At 67.6% G+C, this 20,528-nt stretch carries 19 protein-coding genes; 9 read left to right on the forward strand and 10 right to left on the reverse strand.

The features are described 5' to 3' along the window. Positions 1-36: 36 nt before the first annotated feature. Both MELE44368_RS14930 and MELE44368_RS14935 read right to left on the reverse strand, forming a co-directional pair. Positions 37-2,163 (reverse strand): Rv1355c family protein, encoded by a 2,127-nt coding sequence (locus MELE44368_RS14930; RefSeq protein WP_128109213.1) that lies wholly within the window; start codon positions 2,161-2,163, stop codon positions 37-39. Next, a complete protein-coding gene (locus MELE44368_RS14935; RefSeq protein ID WP_128109214.1) occupies positions 2,160-2,909 on the reverse strand; it encodes a hypothetical protein in 750 nt (249 codons plus the stop codon). Before MELE44368_RS14935 ends, MELE44368_RS14930 begins: the two co-directional genes overlap by 4 nt. A gap of 643 nt (positions 2,910-3,552) precedes the next feature. Between MELE44368_RS14935 and purU the strand changes: the two genes are divergently transcribed. Then, entirely contained in the window at positions 3,553-4,449 is an 897-nt protein-coding gene (gene purU / locus MELE44368_RS14940; RefSeq protein WP_128109215.1) for a formyltetrahydrofolate deformylase, read from the forward strand. Between the two features lie 18 nt (positions 4,450-4,467). Further along, positions 4,468-4,920, forward strand: coding sequence for a MaoC family dehydratase (locus MELE44368_RS14945; protein ID WP_128109216.1), 453 nt, complete (start codon positions 4,468-4,470; stop codon positions 4,918-4,920). 119 nt (positions 4,921-5,039) lie between these two features. Here MELE44368_RS14945 and MELE44368_RS14950 read toward each other — a convergent pair whose 3' ends face one another. Both MELE44368_RS14950 and MELE44368_RS14955 read right to left on the reverse strand, forming a co-directional pair. Then, entirely contained in the window at positions 5,040-5,861 is an 822-nt protein-coding gene (locus MELE44368_RS14950; RefSeq protein WP_128109217.1) for a mycofactocin-coupled SDR family oxidoreductase, read from the reverse strand. Further along, complete coding sequence (locus tag MELE44368_RS14955) at positions 5,858-7,030, reverse strand: acyl-CoA dehydrogenase family protein (protein ID WP_128109218.1); 1,173 nt, start codon at positions 7,028-7,030, stop codon at positions 5,858-5,860. Before MELE44368_RS14955 ends, MELE44368_RS14950 begins: the two co-directional genes overlap by 4 nt. Positions 7,031-7,181: 151 nt before the next feature. Here MELE44368_RS14955 and fabG point away from each other — a divergent pair, with 151 nt between their 5' ends. The 4 genes from fabG to MELE44368_RS14975 all read left to right on the forward strand — a co-directional run bounded on the left by fabG (position 7,182) and on the right by MELE44368_RS14975 (position 11,078). Further along, positions 7,182-7,922 (forward strand): 3-oxoacyl-ACP reductase FabG, encoded by a 741-nt coding sequence (gene fabG / locus MELE44368_RS14960; RefSeq protein WP_164890115.1) that lies wholly within the window; start codon positions 7,182-7,184, stop codon positions 7,920-7,922. A gap of 81 nt (positions 7,923-8,003) precedes the next feature. Then, positions 8,004-9,218, forward strand: a complete 1,215-nt coding sequence (locus tag MELE44368_RS14965) for an acetyl-CoA C-acetyltransferase (protein ID WP_409366126.1) — start codon at positions 8,004-8,006, stop codon at positions 9,216-9,218. Next, positions 9,215-10,408 (forward strand): acyl-CoA dehydrogenase family protein, encoded by a 1,194-nt coding sequence (locus MELE44368_RS14970; protein ID WP_128109220.1) that lies wholly within the window; start codon positions 9,215-9,217, stop codon positions 10,406-10,408. The genes MELE44368_RS14965 and MELE44368_RS14970 overlap by 4 nt, the downstream gene beginning before the upstream one ends. Position 10,409: 1 nt before the next feature. Continuing rightward, positions 10,410-11,078: a GntR family transcriptional regulator gene (locus MELE44368_RS14975; RefSeq protein ID WP_128109221.1), complete on the forward strand. Its 669-nt coding sequence runs from the start codon at positions 10,410-10,412 to the stop codon at positions 11,076-11,078. 112 nt (positions 11,079-11,190) lie between these two features. On the opposite strand, the gene MELE44368_RS14980 is transcribed toward MELE44368_RS14975, so the two are convergent. Genes MELE44368_RS14980 through MELE44368_RS15005 form a run of 6 tightly spaced genes read right to left on the reverse strand, consistent with a single transcriptional unit; the run spans position 11,191 to position 18,056 of the window. Next, the gene (locus tag MELE44368_RS14980) at positions 11,191-12,678 is read right to left on the reverse strand and encodes a class I adenylate-forming enzyme family protein (RefSeq protein ID WP_128109222.1); all 1,488 of its coding nucleotides are present in this window, start codon (positions 12,676-12,678) and stop codon (positions 11,191-11,193) included. Continuing rightward, positions 12,671-14,185, reverse strand: a complete 1,515-nt coding sequence (locus MELE44368_RS14985; protein ID WP_128109223.1) for a class I adenylate-forming enzyme family protein — start codon at positions 14,183-14,185, stop codon at positions 12,671-12,673. The genes MELE44368_RS14980 and MELE44368_RS14985 overlap by 8 nt, the downstream gene beginning before the upstream one ends. Next, entirely contained in the window at positions 14,178-15,644 is a 1,467-nt protein-coding gene (locus MELE44368_RS14990; RefSeq protein ID WP_128109224.1) for a class I adenylate-forming enzyme family protein, read from the reverse strand. Before MELE44368_RS14990 ends, MELE44368_RS14985 begins: the two co-directional genes overlap by 8 nt. After that, positions 15,641-16,429 (reverse strand): enoyl-CoA hydratase/isomerase family protein, encoded by a 789-nt coding sequence (locus tag MELE44368_RS14995; RefSeq protein WP_128109225.1) that lies wholly within the window; start codon positions 16,427-16,429, stop codon positions 15,641-15,643. Before MELE44368_RS14995 ends, MELE44368_RS14990 begins: the two co-directional genes overlap by 4 nt. Next, positions 16,426-17,235 (reverse strand): enoyl-CoA hydratase/isomerase family protein, encoded by an 810-nt coding sequence (locus MELE44368_RS15000; protein WP_128109226.1) that lies wholly within the window; start codon positions 17,233-17,235, stop codon positions 16,426-16,428. The genes MELE44368_RS14995 and MELE44368_RS15000 overlap by 4 nt, the downstream gene beginning before the upstream one ends. A gap of 17 nt (positions 17,236-17,252) precedes the next feature. Next, positions 17,253-18,056, reverse strand: a complete 804-nt coding sequence (locus MELE44368_RS15005; protein WP_128109227.1) for an enoyl-CoA hydratase/isomerase family protein — start codon at positions 18,054-18,056, stop codon at positions 17,253-17,255. A 96-nt stretch (positions 18,057-18,152) separates the two neighbouring features. On the opposite strand from MELE44368_RS15005, the gene MELE44368_RS15010 reads away from it, so the two are divergent. From MELE44368_RS15010 to MELE44368_RS15020, 3 genes are read left to right on the forward strand one after another with little or no spacing between them, the layout of a single operon-like run. After that, on the forward strand, positions 18,153-18,815 hold the full coding sequence (locus MELE44368_RS15010; protein WP_046754034.1) for a hotdog family protein: 663 nt from the start codon (positions 18,153-18,155) through the stop codon (positions 18,813-18,815). Then, on the forward strand, positions 18,812-19,591 hold the full coding sequence (locus MELE44368_RS15015) for a FadR/GntR family transcriptional regulator (RefSeq protein ID WP_128109228.1): 780 nt from the start codon (positions 18,812-18,814) through the stop codon (positions 19,589-19,591). The genes MELE44368_RS15010 and MELE44368_RS15015 overlap by 4 nt, the downstream gene beginning before the upstream one ends. Before the next feature lie 10 nt (positions 19,592-19,601). After that, positions 19,602-20,483 (forward strand): enoyl-CoA hydratase/isomerase family protein, encoded by an 882-nt coding sequence (locus MELE44368_RS15020; RefSeq protein ID WP_128109229.1) that lies wholly within the window; start codon positions 19,602-19,604, stop codon positions 20,481-20,483. Positions 20,484-20,528: the final 45 nt, after the last annotated feature.

Raw genomic sequence — 20,528 nt, forward strand, 5'->3', positions numbered from 1 at the left:
CGACCGAGGTGACGAGAACTTCGAGGCTTCTTGGCACTAATCCTCCGAGACGGAACGAAACACACTGCGGCGGCGGCTTCGCACCGACGGCCGCGGCGCATGAGCGAACCGGAGTATCAGCGCCTGCGACTCCGTGGCCTCGGTGCCGGCGAGCTTACGGAAATTGTATTGCAGCTCCGCAAGCTCTTCGGTAAACGCAGGTGACAGGCCCCGCAGGTCGGCTTCGTCCACGGCGTAGAGGAACGCCGGTGAAACCGGTTGGACACCAAGCCCTTGCTGTTGGGCGGCCACCCACACCGCCTCGACCGCCGATCCCGCCCGCGCGTAATCGACCAGCCGCCGGCCCAGCACGCAGACCACGCCGAGGGCGCCGCACCCGGCGACCCGGTCATGGGTGTCATCGCCGAGAGCCGCGCCGCCGCCCCATGCCGCCAGGTGGGCCATCACCTCCGGGCGCCGCAGGATATCGAGCATCACCAGGTCTGCCTGCGGTAACTCGAGGCCTCGGATGTCGATCCCGGTGTCAGGTGAGGGGTCGCCGGGCCAGCGGAGCTCGGCGATCATCTCGGCGTGCAGACGCGGCGTCAGGTACCGGATGCGGTCGGCGGCGGCGAGGATGCGGGCGGCGGCCTGCAGCTGTTCGGCCCCGCTGAGAACGGCCAGCCGGGCACCCTCGCGGTCCGCGGCCGCGGCCAGGTGCCCGAGGACGTCGGGGGAGACGGGCGGGCGCCGGGCCTGGTGGCGGTTGGTCTCCCGGTGCAGCATCGCGTCATAGAGCGCGGCCAGCTCCGGATCGTCACCGGGTGAAAGCCTGACGGTGGCGACCAGGGGCGAGGATTCCCCGCCGGGCTCGAGCTTGACGTCGGCGAGCATGCCGTGGGCAGCCGCGGCGACCCGGGCGTTGAAGGTGGCCGCACCCACCGCGACGGCACTGCCCCGGCACCCGACATCCATCGCCGTCGCCCGTTCCGGGTTCAAGGCGATATGCACCTCGCCGCCGTGCGCCCGGATGCGCCACGGCTGCGCGTTTCCGCCAGACGGGGCGCGGTTGGCCGCGAGCATCACGGCCTCGACCGCCTCATCCGCCGTCATCGATGGTTCGCCGCCGTCGCCGGGGCCCGGCTCGGTGGCGGCGACGACCGGTTCCTCGATGCGGTCCAGCGCAGCGGCGACGTCGATCCGCACCCTGCCGGACGCCAGCGGTTCACCCAGCCCGACCCGGCGGACCGCCTCGGCGACCGCGCCGGTGTTCAGCGCCACCTCCGAGGCGATCTGCGGCCATGTCGACAGCGTCTCGCCGACTTCGATGAGCGACGCCGCCATACGGGCGGAAACCTGGCTAGCGTCGACCAAGCGCAGCGAGTGCGGCACCTTGTCACGCGCATCCAAGTCCTTGAGCTGGCTGGCGCGCAGATCACCGACCAGCCCGTGCAACGTCGGCCGGGCGGGATCGAGGTCGAACCGTTCGACGTCGAGCAGGCAGCGGTCAGAGGTGGCCATCAGCACCGGCAGCCGGCGCGCCCGCGCGACCTCGCGCACAAGCAGTTTCGCGTCCAGCGAGTCGCACTCCTCGAGCACGATGTCGACGTTGTCCATGAACTCGTCGACGGAATCCTCTGTGACACCGGAGGTTTGCACCACCAACCGTACGTAAGGGTCGAGCTCGGCGATCCGCCTCGCACACACCACCGCCTTGTTCAACCCGAGGTCGAACACCGTGGCGGGCACCCGGTTCAGATTGGACAGCTCGAGGCGGTCGAAGTCGGCGAGCCGCAGCTCTCCACAGAAGCCTTGCGCGGCAAGGGTGTATGCGATGGCATGTCCCACGCTGAGGCCCACGACGCCGATCCGCAGCCGGCCGAGCCGGTCGAGTTCGTCGGTGGTGACCAGATTGCGGTTGCGGTCCAACCGCAACCGCCTGAAGCCGCGCGGGCCCAGCACACTGACCACCCTTGACCGCCAAGGATAGTAGGCCCACCGGATCGGCTCGTCGGTCACGTCAGCACCCACTGGCGGCCGCAGATCCTTCAGCGCCCCGCGCTGGACGCCCGCCCTGTCGATGAACTCCACGCGCGGGTCGGCCCGCAACTCCTGAAGGAGCGGATCGTCAGTATCGAGGACTATTGCGCTGAACGGCTCTGCACCATCGGTGCCTGGTGTCATTGCGCCATTCCGGCAACCACAGGCTCCCGAGCTTCTTGGAGCCATGGCGCCATTTGCCGCTGCTCGGCATAGAACAGTGAAAGCTGCTGCGGATCAGCATATTTGGCGAAAGTCATGCGGTCCCACCACGCAAGCCGGGTCTGGTATCGGTGATCGGGGTACGGGGTGGCGGGAATCTTGGTCGCCAACTGGCCACCGGAGGACAGCCAGCGCTTGAGCACATAGGAGGCCGCCGTCGCCACGATGAACTGAATATCGAGCAGGTTCATCGCATGCAATGGGGTGCGCGAAATTGCGCTGGTCAGGTGCCGACTTCGGTCGGGGTCATCGGTCACCCATGCGGTCTTCATCTCGACGACGCCGAACGGCAGGCGGTCGGCGACCATTTTGCGCACCCCCGCATACCCTGGCTGGCCACTCCATTCCTGGAGCGCATGGCATTCGTCGGCCGACTGGTAGGGGCCTTTGGCACGCAGGCCGCCGACGACCTGGCCGGCGTCGTTCACGCATGCCGCGAACAAGACCGTGTCGCGGCCGGATGGCAGGGCATCCATGTCAAGCGCCTTCTCGACCCCGTGGCTGGTGTAGCTCTGGTAGGCCCCTTGAACGAAGTCCCGCCACAGATCCCGCTCGACTCGCGGATCGGCGAACACGACCGTGCACTCCGTCTGAGGATCCCAACAACTCGGGCTGTCCTGCAGGCTGGTGACAAAAGGATCGGCGGTGTCGACGGGAAGAATCGTCATGGTCGTCCATTCGTTGAGTAGCCAACGACCCCAGCGGTCGCCGGCGATTACTTGGATAGTTTTGCGCGCATGCAACGTTGAGTATCTCGCTGACGGTCGCTTGAAAACCAGCTAGCGACGAAATCTTTTCCCGTGTCCAAAGAATACCCAGGAGTAGCTTCGCCGACACGGTAGCAAGGCGGGACGTCACGGCTACCTTTATAGCCATTGTTTTACCAGGTCACCGACCCCGAGTTTCGGCCGTGGCGAACTCTATGCCGGTAATGCGCATGTGACCACGGCCGAGTGGCCGAATTTTGCTCCTCACGAGGGCAGCGAGACAATTCTCCGCGGTCAGCGCCGCCCGCAAAGGGGTGAAACACGGGATTCCTTCCCGGGCAGCGGACGTCGGCGACCCCGGTGACCGCCCTTTCGGGGCCCCACCAGTGCCGGCTCGAACCACAAAATCGGACCCCAGCTCACGGGCTATGGACAATTGCACGACAAATCACGGCCCGATTTCGGAAACGACGCGAAGCACGAAAGCCCGCAGGCATCCCGCCGCGTTCAGAACTCGACTGAGCCCCACGGAATTGTGCGCGTCGGCGCGGTTTGTTCGACGACTTTTGTGCGTCTGCCGCCCGCGGATGCCACGCTATGACGAATGGTGCAGGAGTACCCGGATCCGGGCCACGGCACCCTGCCGGCCAAAGACGTCGGCAGGCTGCTGCTGCGGTGCGCCGACAGGCCGGGGCTCGTGGCGGCCGTGAGCGCGTTCCTGGCCGATGCCGGCGCCAACATCGTGTCGCTCGATCAACACGCGACCCAACAGTCCGGCGGCACGTTCATGCAGCGCACGATCTTCCATCTACCCGGGCTGACGGCCGTCCGCGACGAACTGGAGCGCGACTTCGCCGCGCAGGTCGCCGCCCGGTTCGACATGGATTTTCGTCTCACCGAGGCGGCAAAACCCAAGCGGGTGGCGATCATGGCCTCCACGGAGGACCACTGCCTGCTCGATCTGCTCTGGCGCAACCGCCGAGGTGAGCTCGACATGGCGGTGGTCATGGTGATCTCGAACCACCCCGACCTCGCCGACCAGGTCCGGCCGTTCTCGGTGCCGTTTCTGCATGTGCCCGCCACGAAGCACATTCGCGAACAGGCCGAGCAGCGCCAACTCGAGTTGCTGAAGGGCAACGTCGACCTGGTGGTGCTCGCCCGTTACATGCAGATCCTCACCCCGCGGTTCATCGACGAGGTCGGCTGCCCGCTGATCAACATCCACCACTCGTTCCTGCCCGCGTTCATCGGCGCGGCGCCCTATCGGCGCGCCAAGGAGCGCGGGGTCAAACTGGTCGGCGCGACCGCGCACTACGTCACCGAGGACCTCGACGAGGGGCCGATCATCGAGCAGGACGTGGTGCGCGTGGGCCACCGCCACGACGTGGCGGATCTGCGGCGTCTCGGCGCCGATGTGGAACGCCTTGTTTTGTCTCGCGCGGTGCTGTGGCACTGTGAGGACCGCATCATCCGATACGGCAACCAGACAGTCGTCTTCTAGCGGGACGAAGGAGAAGCAGTGAGAACGTTCAAGGACCTCGATGAGCTCGTCGCGGCCGAAGGCAGCCAACTGGGTCCCACGGAGTGGCTCGAAATCACCCAGGAGCGGGTCAATTTGTTCGCCGACGCCACCGACGACCACCAGTGGATCCACGTCGACCCGAAGCGCGCGGCGGACGGCCCGTTCGGGGGCACGATCGCGCACGGGCTGCTGACGCTGTCGCTGCTGCCGCGATTCATGCACGAGCTCTACACCGTCGGCAACATCACGATGGCGATCAACTACGGCTACAACAAGGTTCGCTTCATCACGCCGGTCAAGGTCGGCGCCAAGGTGCGCGCCCGCGCGGAGCTGTCCAAGGTCGACCAGCTCGACGGCGCCGTTCAGTCGACCATGACCACGACGGTCGAGATCGAGGGCTCGGAGAAACCCGCCGCCGTGGCGGAGTCGATCGTCCGCTACATCCGCTGACGCCCCCTTTTCTTGCGCGAGCTGGGCCCACGTGTCAGCTGGGGAACGCGAAACCCCCCATTTTCACCGTGAAATGGGGGGTTTCGCGTCTGCTCGCCGGGCCCAGCTCGCCGGGGGGGTCAGTACTTGGTGGAGCCCTGGTCGACCGGGATGGCCGCCGCGGTCATGTACTTCGACTCGTCGGTGGCCAGCCAGCAGACCACGTCGGCGACGTCCTCGGGCTCGAGGATCCACGTCGGCAGGAACGGCGTCATCATGTTCTGCAGCGACGGGTTGGTCTCCATCGCCTTGCTGAGCGCGGTGACCATGTCGCCCGAACCCATCGCGGTGTTGACCGGGCCGGGGTGCACGCTGTTAACGCGGATCGAGTGCTTGCCGAGTTCGGCCGCGAACCCACGGGCCATGCCGGTGAGCGCGTGCTTGCTGGCGGTGTAGTGAACCATGAACGGCTGCAACTTGATTCCCGCCGCTGAGCTGATCAGGATGATGGAGCCGCCGCGACCCCCGTCGATGATCTTCTGCGCACCCGCCATCACGGTGTTCCAGGTACCGGTGACGTTGACGTCCATCACGTCTCGAAAATCCTCGGGCGTGATCTCGTTCCACACCTGGGGCGGGGAGATGCCGGCGTTCGCGACGATGATGTCGAGGCGACCGAAGGCCGCAACGCCGGCGTCGACGACCCGGCTCAGGCCGTCGGCGTCGCGGATATCGACCTCGGAGGCGAGGATCCGCCGGCCCGTCGCCTCGACGAGGCGGGTGGTCTCCGCGAGATCTTCGGGCGTCGCGTGGTCGTAGGGCACGCAGTTGGGCAGCTTTCCGGCGACGTCCACCGCGATGATGTCCGCACCCTCGCCTGCCATCCGGACGGCGTGCGCCCGGCCCTGACCGCGGGCTGCTCCGGTGATGAACGCCACCTTGCCGGTCAGCCGTCCGCTCATGCGCGCTCCTTCTGTGCTGTCTTGACCAGGTTCGACCCGATGATCAGGCGCTGAATCTCGCTGGTGCCCTCATACAACCGCAGTAACCGGACGTCGCGGTAGATCCGCTCGACGGCGACCTCGCGCATGTAGCCGCTGCCGCCGTGGATCTGTACCGCGAGATCGGCGACCCGGCCTGCCATCTCGGTGCAGTACAGCTTCGCCGCCGACGGGGCCACCCGGCGGTCCTCGTCGTCGACCCATTTGCGCGCGGCGTCGCGGACCAGCGCCCGCCCGGCCAGCACACCGGTCTGCTGGTCGGCCAGCATCGCCTGCACCAGTTGGAAGTTGCCGATCGGCGTGCCGCCCTGGGTCGCGGTGGCGGCGTAGGCCACCGACTCGTCGAGCGCGCGTTGCGCGGTGCCGACCGCGAGCGCGGCGATGTGGACGCGCCCACGCGCCAGCGAGATCATCGCGGCCCGGTAGCCGATGTCCTCGCTGCCGCCGACCAGCGCCTCGGCGGGCACTCGCACGTCGTCGAAGCTGACGTCGGCCGTCCATGCGCCTTCCTGGCCCATCTTGGCGTCCTTCGCGCCGACCTGGACGCCCGCCGTGTCGGCCGGAACCAGAAAGACCGCGATACCGGGGCCGGCGTCGTCGGCGGGACGGGTGCGGGCGAACACGACGAACAGGTTCGCCGTCGGCGCGTTGGTGATGAACCGCTTCTGGCCGCTGATGACCCAGTCATCGCCGTCGGCAACGGCTTTCGTGCGCAACCCCGACGGGTTCGAGCCGGCGCCGGGTTCGGTGAGGGCGAACGAGGCGACGACGTCGCCCGAGGCGATCGGCTCCAGCCAGCGGGCTTTCTGCTCGTCGGTGCCGAAGCCGACGAGCACCTGCCCGGCGATGCCGTTGTTGGTGCCGAACATCGACCGCAACGCCAGCGACGTGTAGCCCAACTCCATCGCCAACTCGACGTCCTGGGCGAGGTTGAGGCCCAGCCCGCCCCACTGCTGGGGGATGGCGTAGCCGAACAAACCCATTTTCTTGGCCTGCTCGCGCAGGTCGTCGGGCACCCGGTCCTCGCGGAGGATCTCCTGCTCCCGCGGCACGACCGCGGTGCGGACGAAATGCCGTGTCTGAGCCAGGATTTCGCGGAAGTCGTCGTCGCTGACCTCGGGTGTCGTCATCGGGAGTGCTCCCTTCGTCAATTGCGAGGCCGGGGTTGATGGCCCGAAGCACGCCGGCGGCGGCCCCGAGCATCGGGCGATCATATATGAAATATGATGTGCGATTGATACGCCCCTGGCGGGCTCAAAATCCGACGAGGAAGGTGGGCAAGTGTCGTTGTTGACCGGACAGACGGCGGTCGTGACGGGCGGTGCGCAGGGCCTCGGCTTGGCGATCGCGGAACGATTCGTCGCCGAGGGCGCGCGCGTGGTGCTCGGCGACCTGGATCTCGCCGCCACCGAAGCGGCGGCCAAGAAACTGGGCGGCGATGACGTCGCACTGGCGGTGCGCAGCGACGTGACCAAGCTCGCCGACGTCGAAGCCCTGGTGGACACCGCGGTGCAGCGGTTCGGTGGGCCGGACATCATGGTCAACAACGCCGGAATCACCCGCGACGCGACGCTGCGCAAGATGACCGAGGAGCAGTTCGACCAGGTCATCGCCGTGCACCTGAGGGGCACCTGGAACGGGTTGAAGGCGGCGGCGCCGATCATGCGCGAGAACAAGCGCGGCGCGATCGTCAACATGTCGTCGATCTCGGGCAAGGTCGGCATGGTCGGGCAGACCAACTACTCGGCGGCCAAGGCCGGCATCGTCGGGATGACCAAGGCCGCCGCCAAGGAACTCGCACATCTCGGCGTGCGGGTCAATGCGATCCAGCCGGGGCTGATCCGCTCGGCGATGACAGAGGCCATGCCGCAACATATTTGGGATTCGAAGCTGGCGGAGGTGCCGATGGGCCGCGCCGGCGAGCCGGAGGAGGTGGCCAAGGTCGCCCTGTTCTTGGCGAGCGACCTGTCGTCGTACATGACTGGGACCGTCCTCGAGATCACCGGCGGGCGGCACCTATGAGCCGAGAAATGGCGGGATCCACTCGCACTTCCCGCCCGTTTGTCCCTCTGGGCGAGAACAGGAGGGTGAGCCATGCGATCCATGCGTGATGCGGTGATCTGTGAACCGGTGCGCACGCCGATCGGCCGGTACGGCGGCATGTTCAAATCGCTGACCGCCGTCGACCTCGGCGTCACCGCGCTGAAGGGTCTGCTCGACCGGACCGGGATCGACCCCGGCGCCGTGCAGGACGTCATCCTCGGACACTGCTATCCCAACAGCGAGGCGCCCGCGATCGGGCGGGTGGTCGCGCTGGACGCCGGGCTTCCGGAGACCGTGCCCGGCATGCAGGTCGACCGCCGATGCGGGTCCGGTCTGCAGGCCGTCATCCAGGCATGCCTGCAGGTGGCCGGCGGCGACAACGACGTCGTGGTCGCAGGCGGCGCCGAAAGCATGAGCAACGTCGCGTTCTATTCAACCGACATGCGTTGGGGCGCAGCCCGAACCGGTGTGCGGATACACGACGGGCTGGCGCGTGGCCGCACAACCGCGGGCGGAGCGCACTACCCGGTGCCCGGCGGCATGCTCGAGACCGCCGAGAACCTGCGCCGCCAGTACAACATCTCCCGGCAGGAGCAGGACGAGCTGGCGGTGACGTCGCATCAGCGGGCGGTGGCCGCACAGAAGAACGGCATCCTGGCCGAGGAGATCGTCCCGGTCACCGTGCGCACCCGCACCGGCGAGGAGGTCATCGACACCGACGAGCATCCGCGTGCGGACACCACCGTCGATTCGCTGGCGAAGCTCAAACCCGTACTGCTGAAGGAAGATTCGGAGGCCACGGTGACGGCGGGCAATGCCAGCGGCCAGAACGACGCCGCGTCGATGTGCGTGGTGACCACCCCGGAGAAGGCCGCCGAACTCGGGCTGACGCCGTTGGTGCGGCTGGTGTCGTGGGGGTCGGCCGGCGTGGCGCCCAACATCATGGGCATCGGACCGGTACCGGCGACCGAGGTCGCGCTCGCCAAGGCCGGTTTGAAGTTGGCCGACATCGACCTCATCGAGCTCAACGAGGCGTTCGCCGCCCAGGCGCTGGCGGTGATGCGCGAATGGCAGTTCACCGCCGCGGATCTCGACCGCACGAACGTGCACGGCTCCGGCATCTCGCTGGGCCACCCGGTCGGGGCGACCGGAGGGCGGATGCTGGCGACCCTGGCCCGCGAGTTGAACCGGCGCGGCGCACGCTACGGCTTGGAGACCATGTGCATCGGTGGCGGGCAGGGGCTGGCCGCCGTGTTCGAGAGGGTCGGCGCATGACCAAGCTCGCCCAGACGCTAGGGCTGACCGAGACGCAGAACGAGATCCTCGCGACCGTGCGCCGGTTCGTCGAGAAGGAGATCATCCCGAACGCCCCGGAGTTCGAGAAGAGCGACACCTACCCGCAGGCCATCGTCGACCACATGAAGGACATGGGTCTGTTCGGGCTGATGATTCCCGAGGAGTACGGCGGTCTCGGTGAATCGCTGCTCACCTACGCGCTGTGCGTCGAGGAACTCGCCCGCGGCTGGATGAGCATCTCTGGTGTGCTCAACACGCACTTCATCGTCGCGTACATGCTGCGTCAGCACGGCACCGAGGCGCAGAAGCAGCGCTTCCTGCCGCGGATGGCGACCGGGGAGACCCGCGGCGCGTTCTCGATGTCCGAACCCGAGCTGGGTTCGGACGTCGCGGCGATCCGCACCCGCGCCACCCGCACCGACGACGGCAACTACACGATCGACGGCCAGAAGATGTGGCTGACCAACGGCGGCACGTCGACGCTGGTCGCGGTGCTGGTGCGCACCGACGAGGGCGCCGACAAGCCGCACCGCAACCTGACCGCGTTCCTGGTCGAAAAGCCGGTCGGCTACGGCGAAGTCGCGCCGGGGCTGACGATCCCGGGCAAGATCGACAAGCTGGGGTACAAGGGCATCGACACCACCGAGCTGATCTTCGACGGATATGTGGCGAACGCCGACGACATCCTCGGCGAGGCCCCCGGGCAGGGTTTCTTCCAGATGATGGACGGCATCGAGGTGGGCCGCGTCAACGTCTCGGCCAGGGCGTGCGGGGTCGGGATCCGGGCGTTCGAGCTCGCGGTGCGCTACGCCCAGCAGCGGCAGACCTTCGGCAAGCCGATCGCCGAACACCAGGCCATCGCGTTCCAATTGGCCGAGATGGCAACCAAAGTGGAGGCCGCGCATCTGATGATGGTCAACGCCGCCCGGCTCAAGGATTCCGGTGAACGCAACGACGTCGCGGCGGGAATGGCCAAGTACCTCGCCAGTGAGTTCTGCTCCGAGGTCACCGAGCAGAGCTTCCGCATCCACGGGGGCTACGGGTACTCCAAGGAATACGAGATCGAACGGCTGATGCGCGACGCGCCGTTCCTGCTCATCGGCGAGGGCACAAGCGAAATCCAGAAGAACATCATCAGCAAGCGGCTGCTCGCGGAGTATCGGATCTGACATGTCCGCCCCGGATTTCGTTTCGCGCCCGCAGCTGGCCGAGGACGTCGCGCGCTTCGTGCGCCGGCGCATCTTCGACGGCACCTATGGGGCGGGAAGATACGTGCGGCTGGATCAACTCGCGGCGGAGCTGGGCATCAGCGTCACGCCGGTGCGCGAGGCGCTGTTCGAGCTGAAGGCCGAAGGCCTGCTCGCGCAACAACCTCGGCGCGGCTTCGTGGTGCTGCCGGTGACGGGGCGCGACGTCACCGACGTGTCCAACGTGCAGGCCTACATCGGAGGCGAGCTGGCGGCGCGGGCGGCGGCCAACATCAGCATCGAGCAGTTGCGCGAAGCGGAGAAGATACAGACCGAGCTCGAGTCGGCCTACGCCGGTGACGACGTCGAGCTGGTGGTCCGCCTCAATCACGAGTTCCACCGGGCGATCAACGTCGCCGCCGACTCACCCAAGCTCGCCCAGTTGATGTCACAGATCACCCGCTACGCGCCGGAGTCGGTGTTTCCGACCATCGCCGGGTGGCCGGAGAAGTCCAACGAGCATCATCGGCGGTTGCTGGCCGCGCTCGAACAGCGCGACGCGGACCTGGCGCGTGCGGCGATGTCGGAGCACCTCGCCGCGGGCGCCGAGCCGCTGATCGACCACCTGACCGAACGCGGCGTGATCACGTAGCGGCTTTTTTGCGCCCAAAGGGACGTTTGGGCGGAAAAGTGCGAGTAGAAACCGCCAAAACGTCGTTCTCCGGCGGAGGCGGGGGCGTGAACAGAGGCCCGCCCCGGAACCGCTAATCCTCGGCGAGCAGCGCGCGCAGCCTGACGGTGTCGACCTTGCCGGTGGCCTTGCGCGGAATGTCGTCGTCGGAGTCGACCAGCCGCCACACGGTGGGAACCTTGAACGCGCTCAACCGGGTTCGGGCAGCGGCGCGTACCTCATCGACCGTGAGGTCGCCGACGACGAGCGCCCCGACGGCGCCGGAAACCTCGGTGACGCACGCATTGAGCACGCCGTCGATGGTGCGCAACGCCTGTTCGACCTCGCTGGGGTAGACCGTGGCGCCGCTGACCTTGAACATGTCGTCGGAGCGGCCGTGGTAGAACATGAACCCGTCGTCGTCGAGATGGCCGAGGTCGCCGGTGGGGTAGTAGCCGTCGGGGGTGAACAGCTCTTCGCGACTGCGCCGGCAGATCCCGCGCATCACGTGCGGTCCGCGGAGCTGGATCTCCCCGATGGTGCCTGCGGGAACCGGCTCACCGGTGTCGGTGTCCACGATCCGAACGTCCATGCCGTCAAATGGTTTTCCGCAACTGCCCCACGCCGATCGGGGCATATCGGTGTCCGCGCGATATCCGCAGTACGGCCCGAACGACTCGGTCATCCCGAAAAGCCTCGCCCGCGCGCCCGGTTCGGCCCGCTGCTCGGCGGGCAGCAGCGCCTCGAGGCTGCCCGGCCGCAGCGAGGACAGATCGGCGCCGACCGACTCGGCGTGCCGGGCCAGCGCCTCGGCCTGATCAGGCCAGCCCCGAAACAGCGTGACCCGTTCGCGTTCCAGCAACCGCAGGGTGGTCTCCGGTCGCGGGATCGGCTCGGTGACCAGCGTCGCGCCCGCCGCCAGCGCGGTCAGGACACCGCTGCCGAAGCCGCCGACCCAGAAGAACGGCATCGGCAGATACAACCGGCTGTCGGCGTCGACGCAGCGCGCATCCAGGCCGGAGCGCACCGCGCGCAGCGCGTTGCCGTGCGAGTGGATGACGCCCTTGGGCGGGCCGCTGCTGCCGGACGTGAACATGATCGCCAGCGTGTCGCTGGGCGTGACGGTCGCCGCGACCGCGCCGATGGACCCGGCGTCACCGGTCGACGGCAGGTGCGCAGGGGACCAGACCTGGCGTAGCGGAGGCAGATCCGCGCGCACAGCGGACAGATCGTCGAGATAGCGGTGCCCGCGGAACTCCTCGACCGTGATCAGGACCTGCACCGACGCGACGCGCAGTTGCGCGGCAAGCTCGGGGGCCTGCAGCAGCGTGCTCAACGGCACCAGGACGGCGCCGATACGGGTCAGCGCCAACGCGATCCGGGCCCACTCGACGCCGTTGGGCATGATCAGCCCGACGCGGGTGCCCTTACCGACGCCGGCGGCGAACAACGCCGCGGCCAGCTGCCGGGTGCCGGCGTCGAGCTCGGCGTAGCTCATCCGCTGCTCGGGGTCGATCACCATCGGCTTGGACCCGCGGTCGGCTGCGTGCAGCCGGATCAACGCGTCGATCGTGTCAGGCATCGAATACCTTTGTCAGACGGGGGATGTCGATCTTGCCACTGGACAGCACCGGGATCTGCGCGGCAGGCAGGGCGGCGAATCGGCGGGGGATCTTGTATGCCGACAGCTCGCGTTTCAACGCCTCACGCAGCGCCGACTCGTCGAAGTCGGGTGTGTGTTCGTCCAGCGCGATGACGGCGGCGACCAGCTGTCCGCGCTCGGGATCGGGGAGACCGACGACGTGGGCCACCGTTCCGCCGGTGACCCTGGCGATCGCTCGTTCGACTTCGGCGGGTGCGACGTTGGCCCCCGCGGTCTTGATCATCGCGCCGTGACGCCCCACGAAGTAGACGTAACCGTCACGATCGACGCGGACGAGATCGCCGGTGTGAAACCAGCCGTCGGCGTCGAAACACTCTTCGCGGCTGCGCTTGTAGTACCGCTGCATCAGGTAGGGGCCGCGGATGCAGAGTTCACCGACTTCACCGGCGGCGACGCTGGCGCCGGTGTCGGGATCGACGACCTTGGTGTCGAAGCCCGGCAGCGGCTTGCCGAACGACCCTCGGCGGTGCTCCGGCTGGTCGGATTCGTCGGCGTCGACGGTGATCACGCTGCCGGCTTCGGTCATGCCGAGCATGGAGTGGCGCAGCTCGGGATCGGCCGGACGCACCTCGGGGGCCATGATCGGATACAGGTTGCCGCGACGAACCGACGTCAGATCACGCTCCGGCAGGCTCGGGTGGCGGGCCAGATGGGCGATACCCGCCACGAAACCGTTGGTCATCGTGGGCTTTTCGGTCTCGATCAGGTCGAGTGTTTCGCCGGCGTCGGTGGCGTTGGAGCACACCAATGTCGCCCCCGCCAGCAGGGTCGCCAGGACCGCGAACGCGATCCCGCCGATCCAGAAGAACGGCGAGTTGCAGAACAGCTTGTCCTGTGCGGTCAGACCGCGAACCTCGTTGAGGGCCTGCTGGTGTTCCAGCAGCGACGCGTGCGTGTGCACCACCCCTTTCGGAGTGCTGGTGGAGCCCGAGGTGTAGACGATCGCCACGGGATCACAGGCGTCGACGTCGTCCTCCAGACCGCGCAGCAGCGCCTCGTCGGCGAAAACGTCGGGCGCGGTGTCGATCAGGACATGGCGCAACAACGGCAGCGCCTCGACACCGTCGAGTCGCTGCCGGTAGTCGTGCGTGCGGTAGGACGCCGCGGCGAGCAGGATCTCGACGTCGGCATGGGCCAGTTGCTCGCGCAACTCCGGCGCGGTGGCGAAGGTGGAGAACGGGATGACGACCGCCCCGATGCGCGCCGCGGCCAGCATCGCCACCAGGAAGGCCGACCCGTTCGGGTACAGCAGCCCGACATGGGTGCCCTTGCCGGCCCCCAGCGCGATCAGGCCGCGGGCCAACCGCGCCGATCGCTCGTCGGCTTCGGCGTAGGTGATCCGGTCGGCGTCGCAGATCAGCAGTGGGTGCGCGCCGCGGCGGTGGGCCTGGCTGCGCAGAACCGCACCGACGGTGGTGTCAGGCATGCTCGACGGAGTCGGTGAAGAAACGCCGAACCGCGCCGAGGTCGGCCTTGCCCGACGGCGTGCGGGGGATCTGGTCGACGACGGCGATGTCGGTGGGAACCTCATAGCGCGCCAGCCGCGTCCGCAGATGGTCCATCAGTGCGGAGGTCTCGACGTGTTCGCGCAACTCCACCATGGCCACCGGCGTCTCGCCGAGCCGCTCGTCGGGGCGGCCGACGACCGCGGCGCCTTCGACCGCGGGATGGCTTTCCAGCGCGGCGCGCACCTCGTCGGGCATCACCTTGAAGCCACCCCGGATGATCGCCTGATCGGCGCGGCCGAGAATCCACACGAAGCCGTCGGCGTCGATGCGTGCCATGTCGGTGGTGCGCAGCCACTCCGCGGCCGGTCCGAACTGACCCGGTTTGACCTCCAGCAGCCCGGGCTGGTCGGGCCCCAACGGGTTGCCCGCGTCGTCGACCACGCGCAACTGCGCACCGAGCGTGGGGCGGCCGACGCTGCCGCGCTTGGCTTTCCAGTACTTCTGATAGTCCGCCAGCGACCAGCCGGCGACCCCACCTCCGAATTCTGTTGCCGCATAGGAGGTCAACACCGGAATGCCGAACCTCTCGGTGAACGCGTCGGCGTCCTCGGCTGACAGCGGCGCGGTGCCCGAGGTGACCGCGCGGATGCTGGACAGGTCGTCTCGGGTCAAATCCGAGCGCAACACGGTGCGCAACGCGGCGGGCACCAGCGACACCGCCCGTGGTCGATGCCTGCGCACCGCATCGGCCCACCGCTGCAGTTCGAAGCGTTCCAACAGCGCGAAACCACGGCCCTCGCAGACACACTGCAGGACCCGGTACACACCGCCGATGTGCACCAGCGGTGCGTTGACGATCGCCACACCCTGTCGCAATTCCGTCGGTGCCGGCGCGTTGTCGTAGTCGGTGCCGATGACGCTGCAGGCCAGCATGTCGTAGGTGAGGTCGACGCGCTTGGGCGGCCCCGTCGTTCCGCTGGTCAGCATCCGCACCGCGACACCTGCGCGGCCGGCGCCGGCGGCCACCGTGTCCGCGGCTGACACCCGCGGCGAATCGGCGAGCCCGGTGATCGCCACCGTGGTGGTGCGGCCCGACGGTTTCACCAGCGCCTCGAGGTCGGCGGGGGATCCGATGATCAGCGGCAGCCGCAGTTGGTCGATGTCGGCCTTGATCCGCTTGTCGCCTCGGGACGGGTTGATCACAACGACGGTGCCGCCGCCCATGAGCACGCCGAGCAGCGCCGCCACGTGGGCGGGGGTGTTGCGCAACAGGATTCCGACGTCGCGGTGAGTGACGCCGATCGACTCGATGCGATGGGCGAGTTCGAAGAGCTGCCCCCAGGTGAACCACTGACCATCGTGCTCGATCGCGGGGGCATCGGGTTGCAGGCTCAGCACGGCGGTGACGCGCCGGCGCAGTGGGTGATCGGTGGTCATCGGATCCTCGGGGTGACCTTGTCGCCGCCGCGGGCGGCGAGTTCGGCCTGTCCGAGCGGGTTGCCCAGCCTGGTGTAGATCAGGTTCTGGTCCAGCGCCGCACGATACGGCTTCTCCAGCGACTCCCAGATCGCCTTCACGGTGCCCTGGGTGGCCGACGGCGGCTTGGCCGCGATGCCGGCGGCGATCTCATGGGCACGCTCCCAGAGCATCTCGGACGTAACCACCTCCGACACCAGCCCGATCCGCAGGGCGGTGTCCGCGCTGACCCGTTCGTCGTTGCCCATCAAGGCGATCCGCAGGGTCTCACCGATCCCGACCCGGCGCATCAACCCGATCGGTTCCAGCGCGCACACCAGCCCGGCGCTGACATGGGAGTCGAAGAACGTCGCATCCTGCGAACAGATCACCACGTCGGACTCGTTGACGAAGTAGAACGCGCCCGCCGTGCACATGCCGTGCACCGCGCACACCACGGGCTTGAACATCTTCTGCCATTTCGGGCTGAGCTTCTCGCCGGGATCCTCGTGGTTCCACACGTTGTCGGGCTGGCCGTACGACGATTTGATGTCCAGCCCCGCGCTGAACGCCCGCTCGCCCGCGGCCCGTAGCACGACCGCGTTGACCGAGTCGTCGAGCTTGACGATGCGCCACGCCTCGGCCATCTCGTCACACATCGCGCGGTTGAACGCGTTCAGCGAATCGGGTCGGTTCAGGGTGATCGTCGCAACGTGGTCCGCGGAATCCACATCCAGCAGGATCGTCTCGAAACCGTGCGTGGTCATCGGCACTTCCAGTTCGGCGCGCGCTTCTCCATGAATGCCTTGGGGCCCTCGATCGCGTCCTCGGTGCGCACCACCCGCTCGCGGAACGTCTCCGCGAGGATCTCGGCATCGTGCAACGGAAGATCCAGTGTCTTGTGGATGCTCAGCCGGGTGCCGCGAACCGCGAGTGGCGCGTTCGAGTTGACGATGTCGGCGATCTCGTTGGCGCGTTCCATGAGCCGGTCGTGTTCGACCACCTCGCTGATCATGCCGAGTTCGTAGGCCCGCTGGGCGCTCATCCGCTCGTGCTTGCCCATCAGCGCCATCCGCAGCGCGATGTTGCGGGGCAGCACCCGCGCCAACCGGACCATCTCGCGGGCGGCCACCAGACCGATGCTCACGTGCGGATCGAAGAAAGTGGCCTTGTCGGACGCGATGGCGATGTCGCCGGTGGTGATCCAGTCCAGACCCGCGCCGCAGCACAGTCCGTTGATGGCGGTCAAGACGGGTTTGGCCATGCGGCGAAACGGCGGCGTGCCCTCCTGCGGGGCTTCCCACTGGTCGTAGGTGGACAGGTAAGGACGTTCGTAGATCACCCTGCCGTCCTCGGGGATTTCACCGACGTCGGCGCCGGTACAGAACGCGCGTCCGGTCCCGGTGACGATGACGATCCAGACGTCGTCGTCGTTCTCGGCCTCGGCGTAGGCGGTGCGCAACTCGGTGATCATGTGCGGGCTCAGCGCGTTGAGCGCGTTGGGCCGGTTCAGCGTGATCGTCGCTTTGTGCCCGTCGACCTCGTACTTGATGTCGCTGAAAGTTGACGACATGTTCGGCTCCCTTTCCGTCAGCGCCCCTGAAAATCCGGCTGGCGCTTGTCGCGGAACGCCGCCAACCCTTCTCTGAAATCTGTTGTCCGACTAGAGAGTTCCACGTTGTACAGCTCCTGATTCATGGATTGGGTCAGCGTGGCATGTTGTCCGTAGCCGATTGCCTGCTTGGCGAGGCCGATGGCCACCGTGGGCCCGGAGGCCAACCGGGACAGCAGTTCCTCGCTCACCGCGTCCACCTCGGATGCGTCGACCGCGCGGTGGATCAGGCCCCACTCGGCGGCCTGGCGCCCGTCGATCTTCTCCCCGAGCAGCAGCATCTGCTTGGCGCGGGTGAGACCGACGAGCCGCGGCAGAAGCCAGGTGGATCCGGAGTCCGGGCTGAACCCTCTGCCGATGAACGGTTCCCAGAACACCGCGTCGGCGGCGGCCACCGTGAAGTCGGCGGCCAGCGCCAGGTTGCAGCCCAGCCCCACCGCCCAGCCGCGCACGCTGCACACCACCGGCAGGGCGATGGTGTGGATCAGCTCGACCACCCGGTTGGAGGTGTGGGGGATACGACGCACCAGGTCGCCGGTGCGTGGGCGCTGACCGGTCGAGTTGGTGGCGACCCAGTCCATGCCGCTGCAGAAGTCGTCTCCCGCGCCGCGGATGTGGATTCCGCGCAGCGAATCGTCGGTGGCAGCGGCGGTCAGCGTCGCGACGAATGTGTCGATCATCGGACGGCTCAACGAGTTCCGTCGCGACGGCCGGTCCAGCGTGACACGCAGGATGGCGCCGTCGCGCACCGCACTCACTGCGCCGTCGGCCGCTTCATTCACAGTTGAATCCGTTCGTGCAGGGCTATACGGTTAGACATACAGTATTGCTATCTTGTACAAGTTAGCAAGGAAAGCGTGGCCGGCGGAAGGGGACGGATGGTCCAGGACAGGCCCCGATACGGCGAGCAACCGCTGCCGCAGACCGTCGCCGCCGCCGGCGCGATCCGGCGGCTCAGCGGCCTGCTGCTCTCGTTGGAGCATGACCACCCGACCGTCGACGCCATGCTGGCGCAGATGGCCGAGTGGGAGCGCGAGCTGGCCGCGGCGGTGCCGCCCGACCCCACTCCGCGGATGGGCCCCGATGGCAACGAAACCCAGCGTGTCTACCTGGACCACGCGTTCGACATCGGCGCCTACAATCCCTGCTTCCCCGAGTACACCTTCGAGCACCTCGACGACCAGAACGCCTCGGGCCGTGTCACTTTCCCCGTCGTGTTCGAAGGCCCACCCGGACTGGTACACGGCGGTTACCTCGCCGTCTTCTTCGACTGCGTCACGCAGCATCAGAGTTGCGCCGCGCGCAGAACCGGCAAGACGCGCTCGCTGACGGTGACGTTCCGCAGGCCGACGCCGATCCTCACCGAGCTGCGTTTCGACGTGGTCCGCGCCGAATCCGATGGGCGGGTCACCTCGACGGCGCGGTTGTTACGCGACGACAGCGATGATGAGGTGCTGTGCGTCGGCGAGTTCAGCACCGTGGCGACCTCGCCGGACAAGCTCTCGGTGGTGGAGTTCGGCAAGCGAGCCACGAGTCCGTGACCAGCGTGCAGCGCATCCGCCAGCCCCGCGTGGCCGAGATCGTCGCGTCGCGGCTGCGCGACGACATCCTGTCGGGCCGGATCAAGGAAGGGGACGTGCTGCCGTCGCAGGACAGCCTGCTCGCCGAGTTCGGTGTCAGCCCGCCGGCCCTGCGTGAGGCGATCCATCTGTTGGAGACCGACGGGTTGATCTCGGTGCGTCGCGGAAACGTCGGTGGCGCAGTCGTTCATCTGCCGTCGGCCGAGCGCACGGCGCACATGATCAGCATGGTGCTGCAGACGCGGTCGGCCACGCCGGCCGACGTCAGCGGCGCGTTGATGCATCTGGAACCGATCTGCGCGGGGATGTGCGCGGCCCGCGAGGACCGCATGACCGAAGTGGTGCCCTACCTCGAAGACGCAATCCGCACGCAGACCGAAGAGTTCGACAACCTGTCGCGATATGTGCCCAACGCCAGACGGTTCCACGAGGCGGTGGTGTCCCGGTGCGGCAACGAGCCGATGATCCTCGTCATCGGATCGCTCGAGTTGATCTGGTCGGCGCACGAATCGTCGGTGTGGAGCGACGAGGCCAGCCCGGCCGATCCGATGAACCGCAAGGTCATGCGGGCCGCCCTGCGGGACCATCAGCGGCTGCTCGATGCCATCCGCGACGGCAACCAGGCCCGTGCGGTGCGGCTGGCGCAGGATCACCTGGCCGCCGCGCGGCGCAACACCCTGGCCGTCGGTGCGGACAAAACCATTGAAGCCAAACTGATCTCAAACGCCGAGCAATGAAGGAGCCACGATGACGGCCACCGGCGACGACCGCGTCTTGTTCGACGTCGAGCATGAGAAGCGGATCGCGACAATCACACTGAACAACCCGTCACAGCGCAACTCCTATGACGCGGCGATGCGCGAGACGATCGGTCGCTGCCTGGATCAGGTGGCCGAGGACGACGACATCGTCGTCGTGGTGCTGCGCGGTGCGGACGGGGTGTTCTCCACCGGTGCCGACATGAACAACGCCTACGGGTGGTACGGCAAGGCGGACGGCGGCGAGAAGGCGCCGGCCAAGAGCAGGCCCAGCCAGCGCCGGCGGTTGGCGGTGGACCGCAAGTCCTTTGGCTTCTACCACAACCTGATGGGCTTCCCGAAGGTGACGGTGGCCGAGGTCAGCGGCTACGCGCTCGGCGGCGGCTTCGAGATGGCGCTGATGGCCGACATCGCCGTCATCGCCGAGACCACCAAGATCGGTATGCCGGCAACCCGGTTCCTCGGCCCGGCGCTGGGCAGCCTGCACATGTTCTTTCACCGACTGGGCCCCGTGCTGGCCCGGCGGTTGCTCTTGACCGGCGACATCATCGAGGCGGGCACGATCGCGCACCTCGGGGTCTTCACCGACACGTGCGAGCCCGACGCGGTGGGCGCCAGGGCGCGGTACTGGGCCGAAAAGGTCGCCAAGATGCCCGCCGACGGCGTCGTCATCGCCAAGGAGGCGTTCCGTCTCGTCGAACAGAGCCAGGCGTATGCGGGCGAGGAGGTGGCCAGCTACCTGTTCCACGCCTACGGCACGAACCTGCAGTTCGCGCCGGGTGAGTTCAACTTCGTCAAGACCCGCGCGCAACACGGCACCAAGGAGGCGTTCCGGCTGCGCGACGAGCACTTCCACGTGCCCGAGCCCTGAGCCTGGCCCTCACCTATTCGCCGCGATACATAAGCTGCTATTTTT

The sequence above is a fragment of the Mycolicibacterium elephantis DSM 44368 genome (assembly GCF_004014805.1).
Lineage (GTDB): Bacteria > Actinomycetota > Actinomycetes > Mycobacteriales > Mycobacteriaceae > Mycobacterium > Mycobacterium elephantis.

Excerpts from the sequence above, each read along its gene's own strand:
- MELE44368_RS14985 (WP_128109223.1), bottom strand. The coding sequence starts at position 14,185 with ATGCCTGACACCACCGTCGGTGCGGTTCTGCGCAGCCAGGCCCACCGC.
- MELE44368_RS14995 (WP_128109225.1), bottom strand. The coding sequence starts at position 16,429 with ATGACCACGCACGGTTTCGAGACGATCCTGCTGGATGTGGATTCCGCG.
- MELE44368_RS14965 (WP_409366126.1), top strand. The coding sequence starts at position 8,004 with ATGCGTGATGCGGTGATCTGTGAACCGGTGCGCACGCCGATCGGCCGG.
- MELE44368_RS15000 (WP_128109226.1), bottom strand. The coding sequence starts at position 17,235 with ATGTCGTCAACTTTCAGCGACATCAAGTACGAGGTCGACGGGCACAAA.
- MELE44368_RS14990 (WP_128109224.1), bottom strand. The coding sequence starts at position 15,644 with ATGACCACCGATCACCCACTGCGCCGGCGCGTCACCGCCGTGCTGAGC.
- MELE44368_RS14970 (WP_128109220.1), top strand. The coding sequence starts at position 9,215 with ATGACCAAGCTCGCCCAGACGCTAGGGCTGACCGAGACGCAGAACGAG.
- MELE44368_RS14955 (WP_128109218.1), bottom strand. The coding sequence starts at position 7,030 with ATGACGACACCCGAGGTCAGCGACGACGACTTCCGCGAAATCCTGGCT.
- MELE44368_RS14930 (WP_128109213.1), bottom strand. The coding sequence starts at position 2,163 with ATGACACCAGGCACCGATGGTGCAGAGCCGTTCAGCGCAATAGTCCTC.
- MELE44368_RS14950 (WP_128109217.1), bottom strand. The coding sequence starts at position 5,861 with ATGAGCGGACGGCTGACCGGCAAGGTGGCGTTCATCACCGGAGCAGCC.
- MELE44368_RS15010 (WP_046754034.1), top strand. The coding sequence starts at position 18,153 with ATGGTCCAGGACAGGCCCCGATACGGCGAGCAACCGCTGCCGCAGACC.
- MELE44368_RS14935 (WP_128109214.1), bottom strand. The coding sequence starts at position 2,909 with ATGACGATTCTTCCCGTCGACACCGCCGATCCTTTTGTCACCAGCCTG.
- MELE44368_RS14980 (WP_128109222.1), bottom strand. The coding sequence starts at position 12,678 with ATGCCTGACACGATCGACGCGTTGATCCGGCTGCACGCAGCCGACCGC.
- purU (WP_128109215.1), top strand. The coding sequence starts at position 3,553 with ATGGTGCAGGAGTACCCGGATCCGGGCCACGGCACCCTGCCGGCCAAA.
- MELE44368_RS15020 (WP_128109229.1), top strand. The coding sequence starts at position 19,602 with ATGACGGCCACCGGCGACGACCGCGTCTTGTTCGACGTCGAGCATGAG.
- MELE44368_RS14975 (WP_128109221.1), top strand. The coding sequence starts at position 10,410 with ATGTCCGCCCCGGATTTCGTTTCGCGCCCGCAGCTGGCCGAGGACGTC.